Genomic DNA, 21,865 nt, shown 5'->3' with positions numbered 1-21,865 from the left:
ACGACGGGTTGAATCCGGGACCGCGAGGGCGCGCCCGCCCTCGCCCTTCTCGATTTCAGGGAGCCCGCCATGCCCACCGACATCGACTATGACGACCAGGACGGCGCCGAGGTCCTGGACGAGACCAACCTGACCGACGACGGCGAGGACATCGCCAACTTCGACGAACTGGACGACGTGTACGACGTCACCCAGGCCGACGGTGACGACGACGAGGACGATCAGGACCTCGACTTCGACGACGAGGACGTCGACGACATCGACGACGATCTCGAGGGCGAACGCGACGATGAAGGCCTGGACGTCGAGCGCGAGCCGCTCAGCGCCATCGCCGGCGACGACGAGGATCTGGAAGGCTCCGTCTCGGACGACGACGACAGCGCCGCCGACTTCGAATCCACGGAACTGGGGGACGACGACATCGAATCCCTCGGCTACGCCGACGAGAGCTGAGACCTCCAAGACGGACCAGCCGAGATTGAAGCTGGATCGCTCGACGCCTAGATTTGACGGGCGACAGGAGAACAGCCATGTCCGACGCCAAGCCCGACGCCGACACTGACGGCCAGACCGAATATCTGGAGGACCAGCTGGAGGAAGGGCTGGAGGACAGCTTTCCGGCCAGCGACCCGCCTTCGGTCGCTCGCCGTCATCGCAAGCCGTCGCCGGAGCTGCTGAAACCCCGCGACGAAGCGTGACCACAAGCCGGCTTGATCCGGTCGACCGTTGGTCTGTAGGTTAGTCCTGATTTGAACAACTGTTCGAGGCGTCCTTATTCCAGACGCCGTCAGGAAACCGCATGAGCTCTCGCTTCGAAGGCACCGCCGATTACGTCGCAACCGACGACCTGAAGGTGGCCGTCAACGCCGCCGTGGCCCTGGAACGTCCCCTACTGATCAAGGGCGAGCCCGGCACCGGCAAGACGGTGCTGGCCTACGAGGTGGCCAAGGCGATGAACGCGCCGCTGCTGACCTGGCACATCAAGTCGACAACCAAGGCCCAACAAGGCCTCTACGAGTACGACGCGGTGACCCGCCTGCGCGACAGCCAGCTGGGCGACGAGCGGGTCAAGGACGTCCGCAACTACATCAAGAAGGGCAAGCTGTGGGAAGCCTTCGAGGCTCCCGTCCGCCCTGTGCTGCTGATCGACGAGATCGACAAGGCCGACATCGAGTTCCCAAACGACCTGCTGCAGGAGCTCGATCGCAACGAGTTCTACGTCTACGAGACCAACGAGACGATCGCCGCCAAGGTCCGGCCGATCATCATCATCACGTCGAACAACGAGAAGGAGCTGCCGGACGCCTTCCTGCGCCGCTGCTTCTTCCACTACATCCGCTTCCCGGAAGAAGCGACGATGCAGGCCATCGTCGACGTGCACTTCCCGGGCATCAAGCAGAAGCTGGTCGCGGAGGCCCTGCGGATCTTCTACGACATGCGCAAGGTGCCGGGCCTGAAGAAGAAGCCCTCGACCTCGGAGCTGTTGGACTGGCTGAAGCTGCTGCTGGTCGAGGACATCGACGAGACCACCCTGCGCGAGAAGGATCCGACCAAGCTGATCCCGCCGCTGCACGGCGCCCTGCTGAAGAACGAGCAGGACGTCCATCTGTTCGAGCGCCTGGCCTTTCTGGCCCGCCGCGAAGGCTCGGGCGCGCGGCCGGGGCAATAGCCGTTACCGCGATTTCATTGGATTTCCGCCCGCCGCCAGATCACGTTCGCGCCGAACGGGAGATTCCTTTGATGCGTTACCTGCCGCTGCTGGCCTTGAGCCTGATGGCCCTGGCCGCCTGCTCGCCCAAGGTCGAGGTGTCGCACGACGACCACAAGGTCTCGGGGAAGCGCGCTCCGCTACGGGCGATCAGCAAGCTGGACTGCCCCGAACGGCAGGGCGAGCTGAAGCGCGTCAGCGCCGCCGCCGACGGCCAGAGCTGCCTCTATGCCGGCCAGAACGCCGAAGTCACCCTGAGCCTGGTCGCCCTGAACGGCGGCGACGCCGAGGCCGCCCTAGCGCCGATCGAGGCCGACCTGAAGGCCCTGATGCCGGCCATGAAGGCGCCTTCCACGCCGACCCCGCCCGACGGCAAGCCGCGCGGCGAGAGCGCCAAGATCAGCCTGCCCGGCATTAAGATCGACGCCCACGACAAGGGCGCCGACATCAAGATCGGCGGCCTGACGATCAACGCCAACGACGGCTCGGCCGAGGTGAAGGTCGCCAAGAACGTCACCGAGCGCGGCGGCAATTCGAACGTCAGCGTCAAATCCAGCAACGACGAAGAGGGCGACACCGAGATCCACGCCACCGACGACGGCGCCCAGATCCGTCAGCGCAAGGGCGGCGACGGCGTGCGCGCCACCCTGATCCTGGCCAGCGACAAGGCGGCGAGCGGCTACCGGGTCGTCGGCTACGAAGCCCGCGGCCCCAAGGGCGGCCCGCTGGCCGTGGCCGTGGTCAAGGCCAGGGGCCGCGACGGCAGCGACCACGACATCTTCGAGGACATGAAGACCCTGGTCCGCCACAACGTCGGGGGCTAGACCGGCGTCACCTCCATCACCTTGTAGGTCAGCGGCCGGCCATCCTCGTCGGTGACGGTGACGTATTCGCCCAGGGCGAAGCGGTGCTGGCCCAGGCGATGGACGGGCTCGTCGTCCAGCTCGACATCCTCGTCATAGTCGAAGAACCAGCGCTCGCCGCGTCGGTTCAGACGACCGTCGGCGGCGTCCTCGTCCGGGGCGAAGCGGCGCACCACGCAGTCGTCCTTGGCCTTGGCGTAGGCCGCGGCGTCCAGCAAGCCATCCTCGGTAAGCGGCGCGGTCAATGCGTAGCCCCGGTGATCGTCGCCACCCGCGAACTCGGTGCCGGGATTACGGGCCAGGCGCATGACGATGCGTGACAGGGACATTTGACGTCCTCCTTCTTCCACGAAAACAACACTCTAGTGCGACAGGAACAGCGATGGGCCGTCGTTGTTCAGCAGGCTTCGGGTGGTGCCCCCGAAGATGAATTCCTGCAGGCGCGGGTGGCCGAAGGCCCCCGCCACCAGGAAGTCGGCCCCCACTTCCTTGGCCGCCCCCAGCAGCAGCCCCGCCGCGTCGCCACCCGAGCCCTCGACCATCTTGGTGGTGGCGGTCACGCCGCGCGCGGCCAGGAACTCGACCAGGCGCTCCAGGGCGAAGCTGCGCGAAGAGGCGTCCGGCGCGCCCGCCACGACAACCTTGGCGGCCTTCTGCAGCAGCGGCAGCGAGGTACGCATGGCCCGGCTGGCCTCCTTGCCGCCGTCCCAGGCCACCATGACGGTCCCGCCGACCTTCAGGCCCGGACGAGCGACCACCACCGGGCGCTGCTCGTCGGCGATCATCTGCTGGAACGCCTCGGCCAGCGGACCCTTGCCGCGCGCGGCGGCGCTGTCGAAGACGATCACGTCCGACAGCCGCCCTTCCATCGCCAGGCCCGCCCAGACCGGCGATTCCAGGCTGATCGCCTTGCTGCGGGCATAGCCCAGCTCGGCCACCAGCTTGTCGACGGCGTGATGGCCCTCGACGGCCGCCTCCTTCAGGCTTTCCAGCGCCGTGACCTGCACGCCGCCCATGAAGCCCTCGCCCATCCACGGCATCAGGTCGGCCATGTCGGCGGGCGCGTGGACGCAGGCCAGCTCCGCGTCGAAGCCCTCGGCTAGCACCCGGGCGGCCTCCAGGAGCCCTCGATCGGCGGCGGCGCCAGCCAGCGGCGCCATGATTCTCATCCAGCTCATGATCGATCTCCCGGTCCAAGCATTCCAAACGGCGAAGGCATTTCCACAGGCAACGACCCGGCCCTCATTGATCTTTCTCAATCGATGGGCCAGTCCAGACTGGGTAAGGCCTGCACCTTCACCGTAAGGAACGAATTCGTGGCCAAAGGGCTGCATAAAACTCCGCCCAGGGCGTGGCAGCGTATGCTGTCGGGACGCAGGCTCGACCTGCTGGATCCCTCGCCCATGGACATCGAGATCGAGGACATCGCCCACGGTCTGGCCCGGGTGGCGCGCTGGAACGGCCAGACGACGGGCGAGCACGGCTTCTCGGTGGCCCAGCACAGCGTGGTGGTCGAGGAGATCGCCGCCCACATCCGGCCCGACCTGGAGCCCAAATGGCGGCTGGCCGCCCTGCTGCACGACGCCAGCGAATATGTGATCGGCGACATGATCAGCCCGTTCAAGGCGGCCCTGGGCGTCAGCTACAAGGACTTCGAGGCCCGGCTGGAGGACGCCATCCACATCCGCTTTGGCCTGCCGGTGAAGACTCCGCCCATGATCAAGAAGCTGATCAAGCAGGCCGACCGGGCCTGCGCCTTCTTCGAGGCCACTCAGTTGGCCGGGTTCGAGCACGCCGAGTCCCTGTCGATCTTCGGCGCGCCGCCGCCCGGTTACGACCTGAAGATCCTGCCCCTGCCGCCGTTCGAGGCCCAGGCCCGCTACGTCCAACGCTTCCACGTGCTTTCGCGCGCCGCGGGCTTCGAGTCGGCGCCCGGCGCTGCGTTCGAGACCGAATGACCGGCGGGACCTCCACCTCGGTCGTCATCGGCCTGTCGGCGGTGGTGGTTGCCATCCGCGACGGCGAGGCCGTGGTGCTGACGGTCCGGCCGCACGACGCTGTCACCGACGTCGCCAGCCCCCTGCCCGGCCTGCCGTTCGGTCCGTTCGACCCGGCTGGCCACCGCACCTTCGAGCTGGGCCTGCGGGCCTTCGTCACCGAACAGACCCGGTTCCAGCTGGGCTATGTGGAACAGCTCTACACCTTCGGCGACGAGGGCCGCGACGCGCCGCGCGCCGAGATGGGGGCCGGCGCCGCCCGGGTCGTCTCGGTCGGCTACCTGGGCCTGACCCCCACCGCCGTCGAGACCCAGGTCCCCGACACCGCCTGGGCCCCCTGGTCGGCCTTCTTCCCATGGGAGGACTGGCGTCACGGCCGCCCCGCCCTGCTGGACGACGCCATCGCCCCGGCCCTGCGCCGCTGGGCGGGCGAGGACGCCGGCAAGTGGTCGCGCGCCCGCCTGGCCTTCGCCCTGGACGGCGCGCCGTGGAACGAGGAACGGGTGCTGGAGCGCTACGAGCTGCTCTATGAGGCCGGCCTGGCGCCCGAAGCCGCTCGTGACCGGGCCCGGGCCGAGGGTCACGATCCGGCCGAGCCCGCCGCCCTGTCGGCCGCCCTGGGCGAGCCGATGATCTCGGACCACCGCCGCATCCTGGCCACCGGCCTCTCGCGCATCCGGGGCAAGATCAAGTACCGCCCGGTGGTGTTCGAGCTGATGCCGGCCGAGTTCACCCTCTCGGCTCTGCAGCGCACGGTCGAGGCCATCGCCGGCGTGCCGCTGCACAAGCAGAACTTCCGCCGCGTGGTCGAGCGCGAAGACCTGGTCGAGGGCCTGGGCCGCCAGGACGCCGACACCGGCGGTCGCCCCGCCGAGCTGTTCCGCTTCCGCCGCGAGATCCTGACGGCGCGGCCGGCCATGGGCCTGAGCCTGCCGCTGCTGCGGGATTAGCCGGCGTGGCGAACCTCTCCCGCATGCATCTGATCGCCGGCGGTGTCGCGATCCTCGTCCTCGCTGGTCTCGGCGTGGGCGCGACCGCCTATCTCCTGCGCGACACCCAGACCCCGGTCGCGGATCGCGGGACCGACAACGCCGAGGCCATCGAGGGCGCCCGCATCGCCGTCGCCGGCCGATTCCCCCAGGCCCAGGCCGTCGACTTCGGCAAGGTCTTCGTCCACTGGGACGGCGAGATCCCCTCGATCTGCGGCGAGGTCGACATCGTCGAGGAACAGGACGGTTTCGACGGCGCCGAGCGCTTCGTCTGGTCGCAAGGCGCCCTGGCGCTGGAGGAGATCGACGGCGGCGACGTGCTGGACCGACAGTGGAGCGACCTTTGCGTGTGAGGCTCCGAACGACGCCCCGGCGGCCGACGCGTTGGTCCCTCACCTGCTGACCGGCCATCATTGTCTCTCCGGCCTGATGCGTGAATTCGCCGGCCGGACGCAGTTGGACTATGCGCCCGACGGGGTCCGCTGCGAGAGCGAGGCCGGCCTCTAAGCCCGGCCTCGCTGGCCGGCTCTCCGCGGAAGCGGCGACGACGCGTCTGTGGACAAGGTTTCACGTGCGTAGCTTGACAAGACTTGCCACTCTGACCTGGGCTTGGCCGACGCACGGCGCCGCCAGGAGCTCGACGGAGGGCGTGATGATCTATGCAAAGGCCACGGCCTATCTCGTCGCCTGGGTGTCGCTGGCGATCGTCCTGATCCGCGTCATCGTCGGCCCGCTCTGGGGTTCGGCCACCGACATCGGCCTGATCGCCGCGCCCATCGCCTTCGCCCTCGGAGTCGTGGGTCTGGGGCTGCTGGCGTCGATCATGCTCAAAGACATCAACAAGACTCGCCAATCGACCAAAGGGGATATCGGGGAATGACCGAAGACTTCCAGACCAAGGCCGCCAAGGCCCGCGCCAGGGTGAAGGCGACCGGGCGCAACTTCGCCATCGGCGGGGTCAGTCTGCTGGTCCTGGTGCTGGGCTCCTGCAGCGTCGCCTCGCACAGCACGACGGTCGAGCCCGGCAACGCCGGCGTGAAGATCAAGACCCTGGGCTCGGGCGCCGGCGTCTCGCCCGAGCCCCTGCCCGCCCGCTGGTACTTCCGTGGGATCGGCGAGCGCATCGTCCAGTATCCGGTGATCCAGCGCACCTACAGCTACACCCGCGAGAAGGACGAGCGCGGCAACGAGAACGAGGAGATCACCTTCTCCGACAACACCGGCCTGCCGATGACGGCGGACGTATCGGTGACCCTGCAGGTCAACCCGGCCTCGGCGCCCAACCTCTACCAGACCTATCGCCTGTCGTTCGACCAACTGCTGGACGGCCCGATCCGCAACGACGTGCGTTCGGCCGTCGCGGCCGAAGCCGAGAAGGTCGGGGTCGAGACGCTCTACAGCGGCGGCCGCCAGGCGGTGATGCAACGCGCCTTCGCCCGGGTGTCGGGCAAGTGGGCCAAACACGGCGTCACGGTCTCGCAAATGGATTGGATCGGCTCGATCCGCTATCCGGACGCCATCATCCAGCAGATGCAGAACAAGACCCAGCTGGAGCAGGAAGCCCTGGCCGCCAAGGCGCTGGAAGCCAAGGAGACGGCCCTGGCCAACGCCGCGATCGCCAAGGCGCGCGGCGAGGCCGAATCCATTCGCATCAAGGGCGAGGCGATCCGCGCCAACCCGCAGATCCTCCAGCAGCTGGCCATCGAGAAGTGGAACGGCGAACTGCCCAAGGTGACCGGCGGCGCGACGCCCTTCGTCAAGATCGATTGACGGATTGGGCGGATCGCCGAGGGAACGGCGGCCGGGCGCGCACATTCAAGCCTGATGCATCGCGCCCGGCACTACCTGAACCCCCGCACCGAAGGCTTCGCCCTGGCCGCCCTGCTCGGGCTGGGCGTGGCGCTGGCGGTGTTCCAGGACGTGGCCGACGACCAGAACGAGGCCGACGGCCAGGCGTCCGACTGGAAGATCCTCAAGGCGCTGCGGACCGACGGTGACCCTGCCGAGCCCGTCGGGCCCCGGTGGCTCAAGGAAAGCCTGACCGAGACCAGCGCCCTGGGCGGAATCACCGTGCTGGCCGGCCTGACGGCGGTGACGGCCGGCGGCCTGGCCATCGCGGGCAAGCGCCGCGAGGCCCTGCTGACGGCCGGCGTGTTCGCCGGCGCCCTGGTGCTGAGCGAGGGGCTGAAGAACCTGTTCAAGCGCAGCCGGCCGCCGGCCGAATACCGCGCCGCCGAGGCGGTCAACGAGAGCTTTCCCAGCGGCCACGCCCTGCTGTCGGCCGCGACGTTCCTGTCGCTGGGCATATTGTTCGCGCAGGGAGCCAAGGGCACGGCGCTGCGGGCCTACGGCCTGGCCGTGGGGGCGACGACGGCCGCCGCCGTCGGCTTCAGCCGGGTGTTCCTCGGCGTCCACTGGACCAACGACGTGCTGGGCGGCTGGGCCGCGGGCTCGGCCTGGGCGGCGACCTGCTGGCTGGTGGGCCGCGAGCGGCGGTAGGCCTCATGACCTCCGACCCGCCTGGCGAACCCGCCCTCCAGACGATGCGCCTCGCTCGGGGAATCGATCTCGCCTTCAGGACCGCGGGCGACAGGGCCAGACCCGCGCTGGTGCTGCTGCATGGCTTCCCCAGTTCCTCCCGGACCTTTCGCCGGGTGATCGGACCGCTGTCACGGCTGGCCTATGTGGTGGCGCCCGACCTGCCCGGCTTCGGCGCTTCGAACGTGCTGGATCGGCCGTCGTTCTCGGCGTTCAGCGACTGCGTCGAGGAACTGCTCGAGCGGCTGGAGGTCGGCGAACGCTTCATCTACCTCCACGACTTCGGCGCGCCCGTCGGCCTGCGGCTGGCCATGCGCGCGCCGCATCGGGTCCGCGGCCTCGTCATCCAGAACGCCAACGCCCATCGTTCGGGCCTTGGTCCTCAATGGGCCGACACCCTGGAATTCTGGTCCGCGCCCGACGCCCGGAACGAAGCGGCGGCCACAGCCCATCTCACCCCGGACGGCATGCGCGACCAGTATCTCGGCGGCCTGCCGGCGGAGCTCGCCGCGCGCATCGATCCCCGGGTCTGGGTCGAGGACTGGCGCGTCATGACCCTGCCAGGCCGGATGGAGACCMAGCGCGCCTTGATCGCGGACTATGCCAGCCACGTGGCGCGGTTCGACGAGATCGCGTCCTACCTGGCCGCGCATCAGCCGCCGGCCCTGCTGTTGTGGGGCCGGCACGACCCGTTCTTCGACCTTGCGGAGGTCTCGTCCTGGCTGGCGGCGCTTCCGCGCATGGAAGCCCATGTCTTCGACGCCGGGCATTTCCTGCTGGAGACCCACGCGGATCAGGCGACCCGGCTCATGGGCGAGTTCCTCGCGCCGCGGCTCACTCCGCGGCCCTGATCTCCGCGTCCGCCTTGCCTTCGCGCTCCAGCCGCGCCCGCCACTTGGCCTTCAGGGTGTGGGACGTGTCGCGCGAGCCGTCGTGGCTCCAGCCCGGCGGGCCGAAGATATAGCCCAGGGCGTGGCGGGGGTGGCGGACCACATCCTTCCCGATGCCGATGAACTCGTGGAAGACGTTGGTCAGCAGGTTGAAGCTGGCCAGATTCTTCACCGTCCCGTAGCGGCAGGGCTCCTCGTCGACCTCGGGGATGAAGGTGCCGAACATCCGGTCCCAGATGATCAGGATGCCGGCGTAGTTGGCGTCCAGATAGCGGGCGTTGCGGGCATGGTGCACCCGGTGGTGCGAGGGGGTGTTGAACACCGCCTCGAACCAGCGCGGCATGCGCTTGATCGCCTCAGTGTGGATCCAGAACTGGTAGATCAGGCTGATCCCCTTCTGGATGGCCACCATGGCCGGCGGGAAGCCCAGGAACGACAGCGGCAGCCACAGCAGCCAGGTGCCCACCACCCCGCCCGTCCAGGTCTGCCGCAGGGCGGTCGACAGATTGTAGTGGGTGGAGGTGTGGTGGTTGACGTGGCTGGCCCACCAGAAGCGCCGCTCGTGGGCGATGCGGTGGAACCAGTAGTAGGTCAGGTCCTCGGCGAAGAAGAGGATCACCCAGGCCCAGACGGCGGTCATCGGAATCGTGAAGATCCGGTGCTGCCAGACCCACACGGTGGCGGCGAAGATCGCCCCGCCCAGGATCGCCCCGGCGATGCTGCTGCCCAGGCCCAGGGTCAGGGACATGGCGGTGTCCTTGGCCTCGTAGCGGGCGTTCGCCTTGCCCATCCGGGCCAGGACGATCTCGAGGATGACGGCCAGCACGAAGAACGGGATAGCCATCTGCACGGGGTCGAAGGTCTTCATGCGACGGCTTCCCGGGGCGCGAGTTCAGTCGGCGGCCAGACGCCGTCCTTCAGGGCCAGGCGCGGCGCGCCGTCGGCGGTCTTGAGGACGAGGAACCCCTTGTCGGCCTTGGCGGCCAGGGCGGCGGTCCAGGCCAGGTCGCGGGCCACATAGCCGTCGCCCTTGCGCCAGGCGACGAGGGCCCGATCGCCCGAGCGCGCCACCAGGCCGGCGCCGTCGGCGGCGATCCACAGGGCGTCGATGCGCTCGTCGGGGAACTCCACGGCCAGCAGGGCCCGGGCGCCGTCGGCGTCGAGCGGCGGGGTCGCGCGCGGGATCCGCGCCCAGGCCGCGATGGCGACCAGCAGGCTGACGGCCACGGCCGAGCCCAGCAATTGGATCAACAGCGCCTTGTCCAAGCGACGCTTCCTCCCGAAAACTTGACGCCAGCGTCACGCTCCACGCTTCGAGCGTCAAGGGCGACGTAGGGTCACGGCGCGACCGGCGCCGGCGTCTTTGGGTGTTTACGCCGCCCGTTTTCCTGCCCAAGGTTGTGCGTCCGCCAGGGAGCGGGCGGCTTTTGGGGAATTCGTCATGTCGCTGATGTTCCAGCCGTTCAAGAAATACGCCGACTTCAACGGCCGCGCGCGTCGCTCGGAATACTGGCTGTTCTCGCTGTTCTGCTTCATCGTCGGCCTCGTCTTCGGCGTGCTGCGCGTGGCGACCGGAGGCCTTGATTCTCTGGAAAGCGGCCGGATGGATCCGGTCGGCATCCTCAACCTGCTGTTCTCGCTGGCCGTGCTGGTCCCCAGCATCGCCGTGGCCTTCCGCCGCCTGCACGACACCAACCGCTCGGCCTGGTGGATCCTGATCGGCCTGATCCCGCTGCTCGGCTGGATCGTGCTGATCGTCTTCTACCTGCTGCCCGGCACGCCGGGCCCGAACCGCTTCGGCCCCGACCCGAAATCGCCGCACGCCGGCGGCGCCGACGCCGCCGAAGTGTTCAGCTGATCCCGGTCTGAGCCACGCTCAGACCGCCGGATACGACGACGCGCGCCCCCGAAAGGAGGCGCGCGTCTTTCGTTTCGGCCCAGGTTTCGGGCTTTGGGCCTAGAACTTCCGCGCGTAGCCCACCGACACCACGTTGGCGTCGGCCGCGTCGTTGTCGCGGTATTGCTGGCGGGTGTAGTCGACGCGGACGCCGTTCTTGTCGTCGACCTTGTACTGGGCGCCGACGCCGTAGTTGACGCTGTCGGCGTCGAACTTGTTCTCGACCCCGGCCACGGTCTGCTTGAACTGGCTGTTGCCGTAGCCGACGCGGGCCAGCAGGTCGATGTTCGGGGTCACCGGCAGGAAGCCCACGCCGTAGACCGCGGCCTGATGGGTCTGCTCGATGTTGGACCGCACGCCGGCCTGGTCGATATTGTCGTCCTTGACGCCGCCGGACAGTTCGCCCTCGACGCCGAAGTGCGGGGTCAGCTTGGCGCCCAGGCGGCCCTGCACCGCGCCGGTGTCGGCGCCTTCGGCGCGGGAGCCGGCGTAGCCCAGGGTCCCGTAGACCTCTTGAGCCTGCGACAGGGCGGGAACAGCGGCGACCGAAAGGGCGGCCAAGGACCCGGTAAGGGCGGCCGCCGTCATGAGAGTTTTCATTGTTGTACTCCTTGGCACTGGCGAGGCAGGGGGAGCGCCTCGACCTGACCTGGATAGCCTCGCCATGGGGCCGCCTTTGGACCCTGGCGCGCCCGTTTGGGGCCATTGGGTGTCGATCTCGACACGTCCGTGGCGATTGTGGCGGCGCGAAAACGTTCCGTATTCCGCGTCGAAAGCCACGGGGTGTGGCTTCCCTGCCGCGCGGGGAAAGGTGACGCCCGCGTCAGGCGTGCTATTGATCGGTCACAAAGTCAGAGCCGCGCCCCCAAACCTTTTCAGAGGGAGGCGCGCCAGCGTCACCGGGACCGCCGCCTTGCCTAAAGCCGTCATCGTCGCCACGGGGCTGTACACCCCGCCGTTCAGCGTTTCGAACACCGAGCTGGTCGAAGCCTTCAACGCTTACGTCGAGCGCTTCAACGCCGCCAACGCCGAGGCGATCGCCGCCGGCGAGGTCGTCGCGCTGGCCCCCTCCTCGCCCGAATTCATCGAGAAGGCCTCGGGCATCAAGGCCCGCTACGTGATGGACAAGGCCGGGATCATCGACCCCGAGGTCATGCGCCCGATCCTGCCCGAGCGCTCCAACGACGAGATTTCGATCCTGGCCGAAATGGCCGTCGAGGCCGCCAGGCAGGCGATCGCCCGCTGGGGCAAGCCCGTTTCCGAGATCGGGGCGGTGATCTGCGCGGCCTCGAACATGCAGCGCGCCTATCCGGCCATGGCCATCGAGGTGCAGCAGGCCCTGGGCATCGAGGGCTTTGCGTTCGACATGAACGTCGCCTGTTCGTCGGCCACCTTCGGCATCAAGACCGCCGCCGACTTCATCGCCACCGGCAGCGCCAAGGCCGTGCTGATGGTCAATCCCGAGATCTGCTCGGGCCATCTGAATTTCACCGACCGCGACAGCCATTTCATCTTCGGCGACGTGGCCACGGCCGTGATCTTGGAAGACGAAAGCCAGGCGACCGGCGGCTGGGAAATCCTGGGCACGCGCCTGAAGACCGAGTTCTCCAACAACATCCGCAACAATTTCGGCTTCCTCAATCGCACGGCCCCCGAAGGCGTCGGCGCGCGCGACAAGCTGTTCGTGCAGGAAGGCCGCAAGGTGTTCCGCGAGGTGGTGCCGATGGTCAGCCAGATGATCGTCGAGCATGCGGGCGACATCGGCGTCGACCCCACGGGCCTGAAGCGCCTGTGGCTTCACCAGGCCAACATCAACATGAACGAGATGATCGGCCGCAAGGTGCTGGGCCGCGATCCCGAGCCGGGCGAGAACGTGATCATCCTCGACACCTACGCCAACACCAGCTCGGCCGGCTCGATCATCGCCTTCCACACCGCCAACGACGACTTCGCGCCGGGCGAGACGGGTCTGATCTGCAGCTTCGGCGCGGGCTATTCGGCCGGGACCGTGTTCGTCAGGAAGCGGTAGGTCCGATCTACTTGATGGCCTGGAAGACGACGGGCGTCGCAGGCATGCCGTGGCCCGCCAGCGTCCACCCCGTCGTCGAACGGCCGATGACGTAACAGCGGGGCGGTCCGGCGTCGAACAGGCACAGCTTGTCGCCTTCGATGCCATAGCGCCCCTGGTTTGAGCCAAAGTCCTGGCTCTGGAACCAGGTTCCGTCGGTCCTGAGGACCAGGTCGCCCGTGCCCACCGGCAAGGTCCGCTGCAGAGCGACCGCTTGGCCAGCGAACGCCCGTCGGGCCGCGGCCGTATCGAACGCGAGCGCCTCCGCCTTCGCATGCGCCGCCTTCCAGTCCATCGCCCGACGGATGCGATTGCCCACGGCCGGGTGGTCGTAGAACAGCACCTCCTCGAGCCGGCTGGGCGTCGCCGCGCGGTATTCGATGGTCTTGACCAGGGCCTTGGACAGGCCGTCCGGCTCATTGAAATGGACCAGGCTGTAGCGGTCGGCGTCGCTTTCGGCGATGCGGATCAGGCTGTTGGTCACGGGCGTGCCCAGCAGCGACAGCGCCGCCAGGATCACGCTCAGCACCGGCAGGCCGGCGGGGTCGGCGACACCCTTGACCGTGTCGGCGCCCAAGAGGGCCGAGACCGGCGCGAACAGGCGGTCGACCAAGAAGAAGGCCAGGATCGCCAGCAGGCTCATCACGCCCGCGATCCACAGCGAATGGTGGTGGGCGTAGTGGCCCATCTCGTGACCGACGACGCCGCGCACCTCGGCCAGGTCCGCGCCCTGCTTGAACATGGTGTCGCTCATCGCCACGCGCGCCGAGCCGAACAGGCCCGAGACGTTGGCGGTGTAGGCGTTGGACTGCTTGGAGCCGTCGTAGACGAAAATCTTGTCGGCCGGGATGCCGTTGGCCCTGGCCATGGCCGCGACCTGGTCGCGTACCGGACCGGCCGGCGCGGGCGTGTACTTGTTGAAGATCGGCTCGATATAGATCGGCGACAGCACCATCGCGACGATGATGAACACCGCCGTCAGCCCCCCGCTCCACAGCCACCAGGTGCGCGGCGCCTTGCGGATCAGGGCGTAGAGCGCCGTCAGGAACAGGCCGAACAGCACAGCGCCGATCGCCATGCCGATCGCCGCCTCGCCCAGCCAGCCGGTGAAGGCCTGGCTGGTCAGGCCGTAATGCTTCTGCCGCCACCAGCCGGAATAGATCGACCAGGGCAGGCCCAGGAGACTGTCGATCAGCAGGTAGACGACACCGACCACCAGGCTGACGAGCACCGGCCGCGACCTGCGCCGCTCAAGCCGGCGACGCAGCCCCACCAGCACGCCGCTGCGCACGATCAGGAACGAGACCAGCACCGCGACCAGGAAACCCCACAGCAGCAGCCAGTGGCCGCCCTGGGTGTAGGCCGTGGCCTTGGCGTGGGCCTCGGGCGGCAGTTGCGCCAGATAGGCGGCGGTGGCCGCGGCCGGATCGAACTGAGCCAATGGAATTCCCCATAAGGTCGCGACGCCGCAGCAAGCCAGAGCGCGCGCCGGTCGTCAGGTTAAATCGCGGTCAGATTGGACTCGTCGGTACGGCGGCGACGCTTGCCTCTGGCGGCGGCGCGCGGGGCGTATAGAAATGCGCCCATGATTTCGTCTTTCGAGGCTCGCATGCGATTCCCCGCTCGTCGTGAACTCCTGATCGCCCTGGCCCTGGGAACGACCGCCGCCCTGGCCGGCTGCGGCGGCAAGACCGGGAACGTCGCCGAGAGCGGGCTCAAGCGCGTCGAGGCGACCAAGGTCCTGCGCGTCGGGCTGGAAGGCACCTATCCGCCGTTCAACTTCCAGGACAAGGACGGCCAGCTGGCCGGCTTCGAGGTCGATTTCGCCAACGCCCTGGCCGCCCAGATGAAGGTCAAGGCCGAGTTCCACCCCTCGCCGTTCGCGGGCCTGCTGGGCGCGTTGGAGTCCAAGCGGATCGACGTGGTGATCAACCAGATCACCATCACGCCGGAACGGGCGGCCAAGTACGACTTCTCTCGGCCCTACACCGTCTCGGGCATCCAGATCATCGTCCGCAAGGGCCAGACGGGCGTCGCCACGCCCGCCGACCTGGCGGGCAAGAAGGTCGGCGTGGGCCTGGGCACCAACTACGAGAGCTGGCTGCGGGCCAATGTCCCGACCGCCGTCGTGCGCACCTATGACGACGATCCCACCAAGTACCAGGACCTGAAGGCCGGCCGCATCGACGCGGTGCTGAACGATCGTCTGGTGGCCGCCGACTTCGTCAAGACCACGCCCGACTTCGTCGCTTCGGGCCCGCCGTTCGCCAGCCAGGGCATGGGCGTGGCCATGCTGCGCGACCCGGCGATGAAGGTGACGGTCGACCAGGCCATCGACGCCCTGCGCGCCAACGGCCAGCTTGCGGCGATCTCGACCAAGTGGTTCGGGCAGGACGTGACGAAGTGAAGCCAACTCGTTCCATGATTGGGGACAGGCGCAAGCGCCTGTCCCCGGCCGTTCTCCGATGAACCCCGCCCTCGATCTCATCGCCCAGTCCGCCCCGCTGCTGCTGAAGGGCGCGGGCTACACGGTGCTGCTCAGCCTGATCGGCATGGGCGTGGGCCTGGTGATCGGCTTTGGCCTGGCGCTGATGCGGCTGTCGCGCAGCCCGCTGCTGCGCTGGCCGGCGGCGGTCTATGTCTCGGCGATCCGGGGCACGCCGCTCTTGGTGCAGCTGTTCCTGATCTACTACGGCCTGCCGCAATTGGGCATCCAGCTGCCGCCGCTGCTGGCGGCCGGGATCGGCTTTTCGATCAATATCGGCGCCTATGCGGGCGAGATCCTGCGCAGCGCCATCGCCGCGGTCGACAAGGGCCAGTGGGAAGCCGCCAGCGTGCTGGGCATGAGCCGCGGCCAGGCCTTGCGCCGGGTGATCCTGCCCCAGGCCGCCCGCACCGCCGTCGCGCCGCTGTCCAACAGCTTCATCAGCCTGGTCAAGGACACCTCCTTGGCCGCGACGATCCAGGTGCCCGAGCTGTTCCGCCAGGCCCAGTTGATCACCGCCCGCACCTACGAGATCTTCGCCATGTATCTGGCGGCCGCCGCCCTCTACTGGATCCTCTCCAGCCTGCTGGCCCTGGGCCAGACCCGGCTGGAACGCCAGGCGGAGGGCCGTCGATGAGCGCCATCGAGGCCAAGGGCCTGATCAAGCGCTTCGGCGACACCACCGTCGTGAACGGTGTGGACCTGACCGTCGCGCCCGGCGAGGTGGTCGCGGTCATCGGCCCCAGCGGCTCGGGCAAGAGCACCCTGCTGCGCTGCCTGGCGGGACTGGAGCTGATCGACGGTGGGACCCTGACCGTGGCCGGCGTCACGGCCGGGTCCAAGCCGCCCCTGGCCCGAGCGCTGAAAGGCCGGGTCGGCTTCGTGTTCCAGAGCTTCAACCTCTTCCCGCACCGCACGGCCCTGCAGAACGTGGCCGAGGGGCTGATCGTGGTGCGCGGCGTCAAACCGGCGCAAGCCCACGAGAAAGCCCGGGCCCTGCTGACCAAGGTCGGCCTGGCCCATCGGGTCGACGCCTATCCCCGCGAGCTGTCCGGCGGCCAGCAGCAGCGCTGCGCCATCGCCCGGGCCCTGGCCATGGATCCCGAGGTCATCCTGTTCGACGAACCGACCTCGGCGCTCGACCCGGAACTGGTCGGCGAGGTGCTGACGGTGATCCGCGACCTAGCCGCCGAGAAGCGCACCATGGTCATCGTGACCCACCAAATGGACTTTGCGCGGGATGTGGCGGATCGGACGCTGTTCATGGATGACGGCGTTATAATTGAACAAGGCCCTTCCGCCGCCGTGCTGGGATCGCCTAAGGAAGATCGCACGCGGCGATTCCTCAGCAAGGTTAGCGGCCTAAGGTCATAATTTGGCCTCCGGCGCCCCTCACCTCCTCGCCGCCGACGCCGTGTGCATTGAGGCGAGGTCCCAGTGAAACAATATATCGATCTGCAAGGCGCATCGGGCGCCGTCTACCGTTACAAGCTGGCCGAGGATCGCGATCCTCGGACGACGATCGCTGGCAATTTCGTGTTCGTCGACGCGCACGGGACGATCATCTATGCGGGTGAAGCCAACAACCTGCATGGGGCCGGCAACCGCTTCCCCGAGGCCGCGCTGAAGCACAAGGCCGAACACCTCTACACGCGCCTGAACGTCTCGGGCGCCTCGCGCTCGGACGAGCTGCAGGACATCGTGGCGGCCGTGAAGCCGGTCATGAACCGGGGCGAGTAGTCCCCTCTCGGAGCTCCCGGCCGACAGAAACGTCGTCCCGGGATCCGTCCGACCTCTTACGGTCGAGCTTCCCTCGAAAATACAGCACGAAAAGAGAACGCGGCGGCGTCCACATCCGGCGCAGGCTTCGCTATGGTGGCGCCAGCATGCGCCCCGAGATTCTCTTTCCGCTGTTCACGCCGGTCTCCACGCTGAAAGGCGTGGGGCCGCGCGTCGCGCCGCTGGTCGAACGGCTGGCGGGGCCGATCGTGCGGGACGTGCTGTTCACGCCGCCGACCAGCCTGATCCGCCGCACGGCCACCACCTCGGATCACGCGGTCGATGGCCAGGTCCAGACGTTCCTGGTGACCATCGACGCCCACCTGCCGCCGCAGCGCTCTGGCCAGCCCTGGCGGATCCGCGCCTGGGACGAGCACGGCTTCGTCACCCTGACCTGGTTCAAGGGCCACGGGCCGCATCTGGAGCGCCAGCACCCGGTCGGCGCCAAGCGGGCCGTCAGCGGCAAGGTCGAGCGCTACGGCAGCGAAATCCAGGTCGCACACCCCGACTACCTGATCGACGCCGACAAGGCGGCCGACATCCCGCCGGTCGAGCCGGTCTATCCGGCCACGGCCGGCCTGCCCTCGCGCACCTTCCGCAAGTTCGCCCAAGAGGCCCTGGAGCGGGCCGCCAGCCTGCCGGAGTGGCAGGACCCGGCCTGGCTGACCCGCGAGGGCTTTCCGGCCTGGCGCGAGGCCCTGGCGCTGCTGCACAACCCGCAGACCGAAATCGACCTGTCGCCGATGTCGGTGGCCCGCCGCCGCTTGGCCTATGACGAGCTTCTGGCCCACCAGTTGGCCCTGGCCCAGCGCAAGGCCGGCAAGCGCTCGCACCCCGCGCCGCGCATCCACGCCGGCCCGCTCTCGGACGCCGTCGAGAAGGCCCTGCCCTTCAAGCTGACCGGCGCCCAGATCCGCGCCCTGTCCGAGGTGCGCGGCGACATGGCCAGCGGCGAGCGCATGGGCCGGCTGCTGCAGGGCGACGTCGGCTCGGGCAAGACGGTCGTCGCGATGCTGGCCATGGCCGACGCGGCCGCCAGCGGGCTGCAGTCGGCCCTGATGGCCCCGACCGAGATCCTGGCCCGCCAGCACTACGAGACCCTGGCCCCGCCGCTGGAGGCCCAGGGCCTGGCGGTGATCCTGCTGACCGGCCGCGACAAGGGCTCGGCCCGGACCTCAAAGTTGGCCAAGCTGGCCGACGGCTCGGCCGCCGTGGCCGTGGGCACCCACGCCCTGTTCCAGGACGACGTGGCGTTCAAGGCCCTGGGCCTGACGATCATCGACGAACAGCACCGCTTCGGGGTCAACGAACGCAAGCGCCTGCAGGACAAGGGGGAAGGCGCGCACCTGGTCGCCATGTCGGCCACGCCGATCCCGCGCACCCTGGAGCTGACCGTGTTCGGCGACCTGGACGTCTCGCGGATCGACGAGAAGCCGCCGGGCCGCACGCCGGTCGCCACCCGCGCCGCGCCGACGCCGCGCATCCCGGAGATCATCGAACGGCTTAAGGCCGCCGCCCAGGCCGGGGCCCAGGCCTTCTGGATCTGTCCGCTGGTCTCGGAGTCCGAGAAGATCGACCTGCGGGACGCCGAGCAACGCGCCGCCTCCCTGCGCCAGGCCATCGGCCCCAGCGTCGGCCTGGTCCACGGCCAGATGCCCGCCGCCGAGAAGGACGCGGTCATGCAGGCCTTCGTCGACGGCGAGGTCAGCGTGCTGGTCGCCACCACCGTGGTCGAGGTGGGGGTCAACGTGCCGAACGCCAGCATCATGGTCATCGAGCACGCCGACCACTTCGGCCTGGCCCAGCTTCACCAACTTCGGGGCCGCGTGGGTCGCGGGGCGCGCGAGAGCTCCTGCGTCCTGCTCTACGACCCGCCGCTGTCGGAGACCGCCCAGCAACGCCTGGACATCCTGCGCCGCAGCGACGACGGCTTCGAGATCGCCGAGAAGGACCTGGAGCTGCGCGGCGGCGGCGATCCGTTGGGCCTCAAGCAGAGCGGCTTCCCGGCCTACAAGCTGGCCGACCCCGTCGCGCACCGCGACCTGATCGCCGTGGCCGCCGACGACGCCCGACTGATCCTGGCCCGCGACCCGGACCTGACCAGCCCGCGCGGCCAGGCGGTGCGGATGCTGCAGGAGCTGTTCGACTGGAAGGCCGCTTCTCCCTTGAATGACGCTGGGTGAGGCGAAGGAGGCTGGCGACATGGATGTGCCCGCCGCCCTTTCCGCCCTGGCCCCGCGCCTGTCGCCCGGCGCGACGACGGCGGTGAACGCCCGCCGGCTGTCGGGCGGGGCCAGCCAGGAGACCTGGGCCTTCGACCTGGACGACGGGACGCCGCTGATCCTGCGCCGGCGACCGCCGGGCGGGTCGATGAGCGCCGCGGCCCTGCCGCTCTCGACCGAAGCCGCCCTGCAGGCCGCCGTCGCCCCGAGGGGCGCGCCCGTGCCGGAGGTGATCCGGGTGTGCGAGCCCGCCGACGGCCTGGGCGAGGCCTATGTCATGCGCCGGCTGGAGGGCGAGACCCTGGGCAAGCGCATCGTCCGCGACGAGGCCTTCGCCGGCGTCCGCCCGGGCCTGGCGCGGCGGTGCGGCGAGGTGCTGGCGACGATCCACGCCACGCCGCTGAATGGTTTGCCGCCTTTGGCCGCCTCCGACGCCGCCCGCGAACTGGCGCGCTACGAAGAGGTCTATCGGCAGTCGGGCGCCCAGCGGCCGGTGTTCGAGGCGGCCTTCCGCTGGCTGGCCGACCGCGCCCCGCCGCTGGAGCGGCCGGTGCTGGTCCACGGCGACTTTCGCAATGGGAACCTGATGATCTCCCCCGAGGCGGGTCTCGTCGGGGTGCTGGACTGGGAGTTGGCCCATCTGGGCGACCCGGCCGAGGACCTGGGCTGGATCTGCGTCAATTCCTGGCGGTTCGGGCAATGGCGCAAGCCCGTCGGCGGGTTCGGCGACTACCAGGACCTGCTGGACGGCCACGCCGCGGCCGGCGGCGCGCCGGTGTCGCTGGACCGGCTGCTGTTCTGGCAGGCCCTGGGCTCGCTGAAATGGGGCGTCATGTGCCTGATGATGTACGCCAGCTTCGCCTCGGGCGCGGACCGTTCGATCGAGCGCGCGATGATCGGCCGGCGGGCCAGCGAGACCGAGATCGACCTGGTGCTGCTGATGGAACGGGCCGCATGATCACCCACCCCACCGCCGCCGAACTGACCAAGGCCCTGACCGCCGTCGAAGCCGGGCCGCCCGGCGACGCCCGGGCCGCCTTCATCGCCCGCGTCGCCGACAACGCCCGCGCGACGCTGGAACGCGAAACGGCGCAGGGACCGGCGGCGGAAGCGGCGGCGCTCGAACGACTACGCGCCCTGCTCGACCTGGACGGCGACTTCGAGATGCTGAACGCCGAGCTTTGCGTCCGACTGGCGGACGGTCGCCTGCCACCGTTGGATCCGGCGGTTCTGGCCCACTTGAAGGCCGCCGCGATGGATCAGATCGCGATCGACCAGCCGACCTATTGGGGCTTGGCGGCGCTGTTGAGCTGAACGGCCCCACGCGCCTTCAGCGCCGCCACCCGCGCCAGGGCGTCGGCCTCGATGTCGGCCCAGAACAGGTTGAAGCCGTCGACCTTGCGGCGGTCGGTCCACGAGCCGCTGTCGCGCAGCGAGGTCGATTTCGGGCGGCCGGTGTGCAGCAGGCCGTTCTCGCACTGGGCCCAGACCTGGCGCTTGAGCAGGGCCGGCCGCGAGCCCCATTCCAGCCCCGTGGCGTTGACCGCGCCGAGGTTCAGCTTGGCCAGGGCGCGGGTCTCGTCGCGAGCCCCCAGCAGCGGGTTGACGCAAAGCGGCGGACGGCCGTCCATCGTCACCAGCTCGCCGCCCGCGTTCCAGACCAGCGACCGGCTGGTCAGCTCCTGCGCCCGCTGGAAATCGCCGTCCGTCAGCGACGCCCAGGCGACGACGCAGCCGGCCTCGTTGCGGCTGGCGCAGGCCGGCACGGGCGCGCCGGGGCCGAACTCGTCGGCGGGCACGACCGTCTCGATCAGATAGACGCCGGCCAGGCGGCCGCGCAGCGCCGCGTTCGGCGCGATCTCTTCGTCCAGCAGACGGTCGGCGAGAATGCCGCCCTGCTCCACCCCGACCAGAATGATCGGCCGGCCGCCGTTGTCGTGCTTGAGGTAGTGGCGGAAGGCGTCGCGGACGTCGTCATAGGCGAAGCGCCGCGCGTCGCGGGCGTCGTCGCGCAGGGTCAGGAAGGTGTAGAGGCTGGCCTGGCGGTAGTGCGGGGCGAAGATCCGCCCGGCCCGCGCGAACGGCGCGGCGTAGTTGGGCAGCATCACCCGGGCGATGTCCCGCGCGGCCTTGGGCTGGTCGTAGGGCGCGTTCCAGTCGCGGCCGCCGTCATAGCTGGTGGGATGCACGAAGAAGACGTCGGCCGATCCCCGGCCCGCCGCGCCGTGCTGCGGCAGCAACGCCCAGGCGTTGGGATTGGCGTAGTTCGGAGCCGGCGGCGGCTCATAGGTCTGGAACGGCACCTTGGGATCGAGCGTGGTGCGCAGGATGTCGTAGCGCCAGTAGAACGCCGCCGTCAGGACCAGCGCCAGGAACAGCACCGCCCCCGCGAAGATCCAGCGCTTGAAACCCTTGAACCGGTCGGCCAT

26 protein-coding genes and 1 pseudogene are annotated in these 21,865 nt (G+C 69.1%); 20 read left to right on the top strand and 7 right to left on the bottom strand.

The annotated features are described in order from the left end of the window. Positions 1-69 precede the first annotated feature (69 nt). The 4 genes from AC1DMQ_RS17690 (at position 70) to AC1DMQ_RS17675 (ending at position 2,532) form a co-directional block, all read left to right on the top strand. Positions 70-453, top strand: a complete 384-nt coding sequence (locus tag AC1DMQ_RS17690; protein ID WP_477034866.1) for a primosomal protein — start codon at positions 70-72, stop codon at positions 451-453. Positions 454-530: 77 nt separating this feature from the next. Beyond that, positions 531-698: a hypothetical protein gene (locus AC1DMQ_RS17685; RefSeq protein WP_477034865.1), complete on the top strand. Its 168-nt coding sequence runs from the start codon at positions 531-533 to the stop codon at positions 696-698. A gap of 101 nt (positions 699-799) precedes the next feature. Continuing rightward, the gene (locus tag AC1DMQ_RS17680; protein ID WP_477034864.1) at positions 800-1,669 is read left to right on the top strand and encodes an AAA family ATPase; all 870 of its coding nucleotides are present in this window, start codon (positions 800-802) and stop codon (positions 1,667-1,669) included. A gap of 71 nt (positions 1,670-1,740) precedes the next feature. Then, entirely contained in the window at positions 1,741-2,532 is a 792-nt protein-coding gene (locus AC1DMQ_RS17675; protein WP_477034863.1) for a hypothetical protein, read from the top strand. Here the strand turns inward: AC1DMQ_RS17675 and AC1DMQ_RS17670 are convergent. Together AC1DMQ_RS17670 and AC1DMQ_RS17665 are read right to left on the bottom strand one after the other, a co-directional pair. Next, the gene (locus AC1DMQ_RS17670) at positions 2,529-2,900 is read right to left on the bottom strand and encodes a hypothetical protein (RefSeq protein ID WP_477034862.1); all 372 of its coding nucleotides are present in this window, start codon (positions 2,898-2,900) and stop codon (positions 2,529-2,531) included. The two genes, AC1DMQ_RS17675 and AC1DMQ_RS17670, sit on opposite strands and share 4 nt — an antisense overlap. 33 nt (positions 2,901-2,933) lie before the next feature. Then, entirely contained in the window at positions 2,934-3,749 is an 816-nt protein-coding gene (locus tag AC1DMQ_RS17665; protein WP_477034861.1) for a universal stress protein, read from the bottom strand. Positions 3,750-3,887: 138 nt separating this feature from the next. Here AC1DMQ_RS17665 and AC1DMQ_RS17660 point away from each other — a divergent pair, with 138 nt between their 5' ends. The 7 genes and pseudogenes from AC1DMQ_RS17660 to AC1DMQ_RS17630 all read left to right on the top strand — a co-directional run bounded on the left by AC1DMQ_RS17660 (position 3,888) and on the right by AC1DMQ_RS17630 (position 8,946). Then, positions 3,888-4,529, top strand: a complete 642-nt coding sequence (locus tag AC1DMQ_RS17660; protein WP_477034860.1) for a YfbR-like 5'-deoxynucleotidase — start codon at positions 3,888-3,890, stop codon at positions 4,527-4,529. Beyond that, positions 4,510-5,518, top strand: a pseudogene (locus AC1DMQ_RS17655) (NUDIX hydrolase). The gene AC1DMQ_RS17660 and the pseudogene AC1DMQ_RS17655 overlap by 20 nt, the downstream one beginning before the upstream one ends. A gap of 5 nt (positions 5,519-5,523) precedes the next feature. Further along, complete coding sequence (locus AC1DMQ_RS17650; RefSeq protein ID WP_477034859.1) at positions 5,524-5,910, top strand: hypothetical protein; 387 nt, start codon at positions 5,524-5,526, stop codon at positions 5,908-5,910. Positions 5,911-6,209: 299 nt separating this feature from the next. Next, a complete protein-coding gene (locus AC1DMQ_RS17645; protein ID WP_477034858.1) occupies positions 6,210-6,437 on the top strand; it encodes a hypothetical protein in 228 nt (75 codons plus the stop codon). Further along, the gene (locus tag AC1DMQ_RS17640; protein WP_477034857.1) at positions 6,434-7,327 is read left to right on the top strand and encodes an SPFH domain-containing protein; all 894 of its coding nucleotides are present in this window, start codon (positions 6,434-6,436) and stop codon (positions 7,325-7,327) included. Before AC1DMQ_RS17645 ends, AC1DMQ_RS17640 begins: the two co-directional genes overlap by 4 nt. A 54-nt stretch (positions 7,328-7,381) precedes the next feature. Next, complete coding sequence (locus tag AC1DMQ_RS17635) at positions 7,382-8,056, top strand: phosphatase PAP2 family protein (RefSeq protein WP_477034856.1); 675 nt, start codon at positions 7,382-7,384, stop codon at positions 8,054-8,056. A gap of 5 nt (positions 8,057-8,061) precedes the next feature. Continuing rightward, entirely contained in the window at positions 8,062-8,946 is an 885-nt protein-coding gene (locus tag AC1DMQ_RS17630) for an alpha/beta fold hydrolase (RefSeq protein WP_477034855.1), read from the top strand. Here AC1DMQ_RS17630 and AC1DMQ_RS17625 read toward each other — a convergent pair. Continuing rightward, positions 8,930-9,853: a sterol desaturase family protein gene (locus AC1DMQ_RS17625; RefSeq protein ID WP_477034854.1), complete on the bottom strand. Its 924-nt coding sequence runs from the start codon at positions 9,851-9,853 to the stop codon at positions 8,930-8,932. The two genes, AC1DMQ_RS17630 and AC1DMQ_RS17625, sit on opposite strands and share 17 nt — an antisense overlap. Beyond that, positions 9,850-10,251, bottom strand: a complete 402-nt coding sequence (locus tag AC1DMQ_RS17620) for a hypothetical protein (protein WP_477034853.1) — start codon at positions 10,249-10,251, stop codon at positions 9,850-9,852. Before AC1DMQ_RS17620 ends, AC1DMQ_RS17625 begins: the two co-directional genes overlap by 4 nt. Before the next feature lie 175 nt (positions 10,252-10,426). On the opposite strand from AC1DMQ_RS17620, the gene AC1DMQ_RS17615 reads away from it, so the two are divergent. Continuing rightward, complete coding sequence (locus AC1DMQ_RS17615) at positions 10,427-10,843, top strand: DUF805 domain-containing protein (RefSeq protein ID WP_477034852.1); 417 nt, start codon at positions 10,427-10,429, stop codon at positions 10,841-10,843. Positions 10,844-10,942: 99 nt separating this feature from the next. On the opposite strand, the gene AC1DMQ_RS17610 is transcribed toward AC1DMQ_RS17615, so the two are convergent. After that, on the bottom strand, positions 10,943-11,482 hold the full coding sequence (locus tag AC1DMQ_RS17610) for a porin family protein (protein ID WP_477034851.1): 540 nt from the start codon (positions 11,480-11,482) through the stop codon (positions 10,943-10,945). 313 nt (positions 11,483-11,795) lie between these two features. Between AC1DMQ_RS17610 and AC1DMQ_RS17605 the strand changes: the two genes are divergently transcribed. After that, the gene (locus AC1DMQ_RS17605; protein ID WP_477034850.1) at positions 11,796-12,911 is read left to right on the top strand and encodes a beta-ketoacyl-ACP synthase III; all 1,116 of its coding nucleotides are present in this window, start codon (positions 11,796-11,798) and stop codon (positions 12,909-12,911) included. 7 nt (positions 12,912-12,918) lie between these two features. Here the strand turns inward: AC1DMQ_RS17605 and AC1DMQ_RS17600 are convergent, their stop codons facing one another. Continuing rightward, positions 12,919-14,391 (bottom strand): M48 family metallopeptidase, encoded by a 1,473-nt coding sequence (locus tag AC1DMQ_RS17600; protein WP_477034849.1) that lies wholly within the window; start codon positions 14,389-14,391, stop codon positions 12,919-12,921. A gap of 168 nt (positions 14,392-14,559) precedes the next feature. Here AC1DMQ_RS17600 and tcyJ point away from each other — a divergent pair, with 168 nt between their 5' ends. The 7 genes from tcyJ (at position 14,560) to AC1DMQ_RS17565 (ending at position 20,750) form a co-directional block, all read left to right on the top strand. Continuing rightward, positions 14,560-15,357, top strand: a complete 798-nt coding sequence (tcyJ, locus tag AC1DMQ_RS17595; protein WP_477034848.1) for a cystine ABC transporter substrate-binding protein — start codon at positions 14,560-14,562, stop codon at positions 15,355-15,357. Between the two features lie 58 nt (positions 15,358-15,415). After that, the gene (tcyL, locus tag AC1DMQ_RS17590) at positions 15,416-16,072 is read left to right on the top strand and encodes a cystine ABC transporter permease (protein WP_477034847.1); all 657 of its coding nucleotides are present in this window, start codon (positions 15,416-15,418) and stop codon (positions 16,070-16,072) included. Then, positions 16,069-16,809 carry an amino acid ABC transporter ATP-binding protein gene (locus AC1DMQ_RS17585; RefSeq protein ID WP_477034846.1) on the top strand — a complete coding sequence of 247 codons (741 nt, stop codon included), beginning with the start codon at positions 16,069-16,071 and terminating at the stop codon, positions 16,807-16,809. The genes tcyL and AC1DMQ_RS17585 overlap by 4 nt, the downstream gene beginning before the upstream one ends. A 63-nt stretch (positions 16,810-16,872) precedes the next feature. Then, positions 16,873-17,175: a hypothetical protein gene (locus AC1DMQ_RS17580; protein ID WP_477034845.1), complete on the top strand. Its 303-nt coding sequence runs from the start codon at positions 16,873-16,875 to the stop codon at positions 17,173-17,175. A 146-nt stretch (positions 17,176-17,321) separates the two neighbouring features. Next, a complete protein-coding gene (recG, locus tag AC1DMQ_RS17575) occupies positions 17,322-19,397 on the top strand; it encodes an ATP-dependent DNA helicase RecG (protein ID WP_477034844.1) in 2,076 nt (691 codons plus the stop codon). Positions 19,398-19,416: 19 nt separating this feature from the next. After that, complete coding sequence (locus AC1DMQ_RS17570; protein WP_477034843.1) at positions 19,417-20,394, top strand: phosphotransferase family protein; 978 nt, start codon at positions 19,417-19,419, stop codon at positions 20,392-20,394. Further along, positions 20,391-20,750 (top strand): DUF6285 domain-containing protein, encoded by a 360-nt coding sequence (locus AC1DMQ_RS17565; protein ID WP_477034842.1) that lies wholly within the window; start codon positions 20,391-20,393, stop codon positions 20,748-20,750. Before AC1DMQ_RS17570 ends, AC1DMQ_RS17565 begins: the two co-directional genes overlap by 4 nt. On the opposite strand, the gene AC1DMQ_RS17560 is transcribed toward AC1DMQ_RS17565, so the two are convergent. Then, a complete protein-coding gene (locus AC1DMQ_RS17560) occupies positions 20,720-21,865 on the bottom strand; it encodes a DUF3089 domain-containing protein (RefSeq protein ID WP_477034841.1) in 1,146 nt (381 codons plus the stop codon). The two genes, AC1DMQ_RS17565 and AC1DMQ_RS17560, sit on opposite strands and share 31 nt — an antisense overlap.

This window comes from Caulobacter sp. 05L422, from assembly GCF_056397765.1.
Note: the sequence above shows the minus strand (reverse complement) of the source record. Positions and strands in the feature narration are given on the sequence as shown.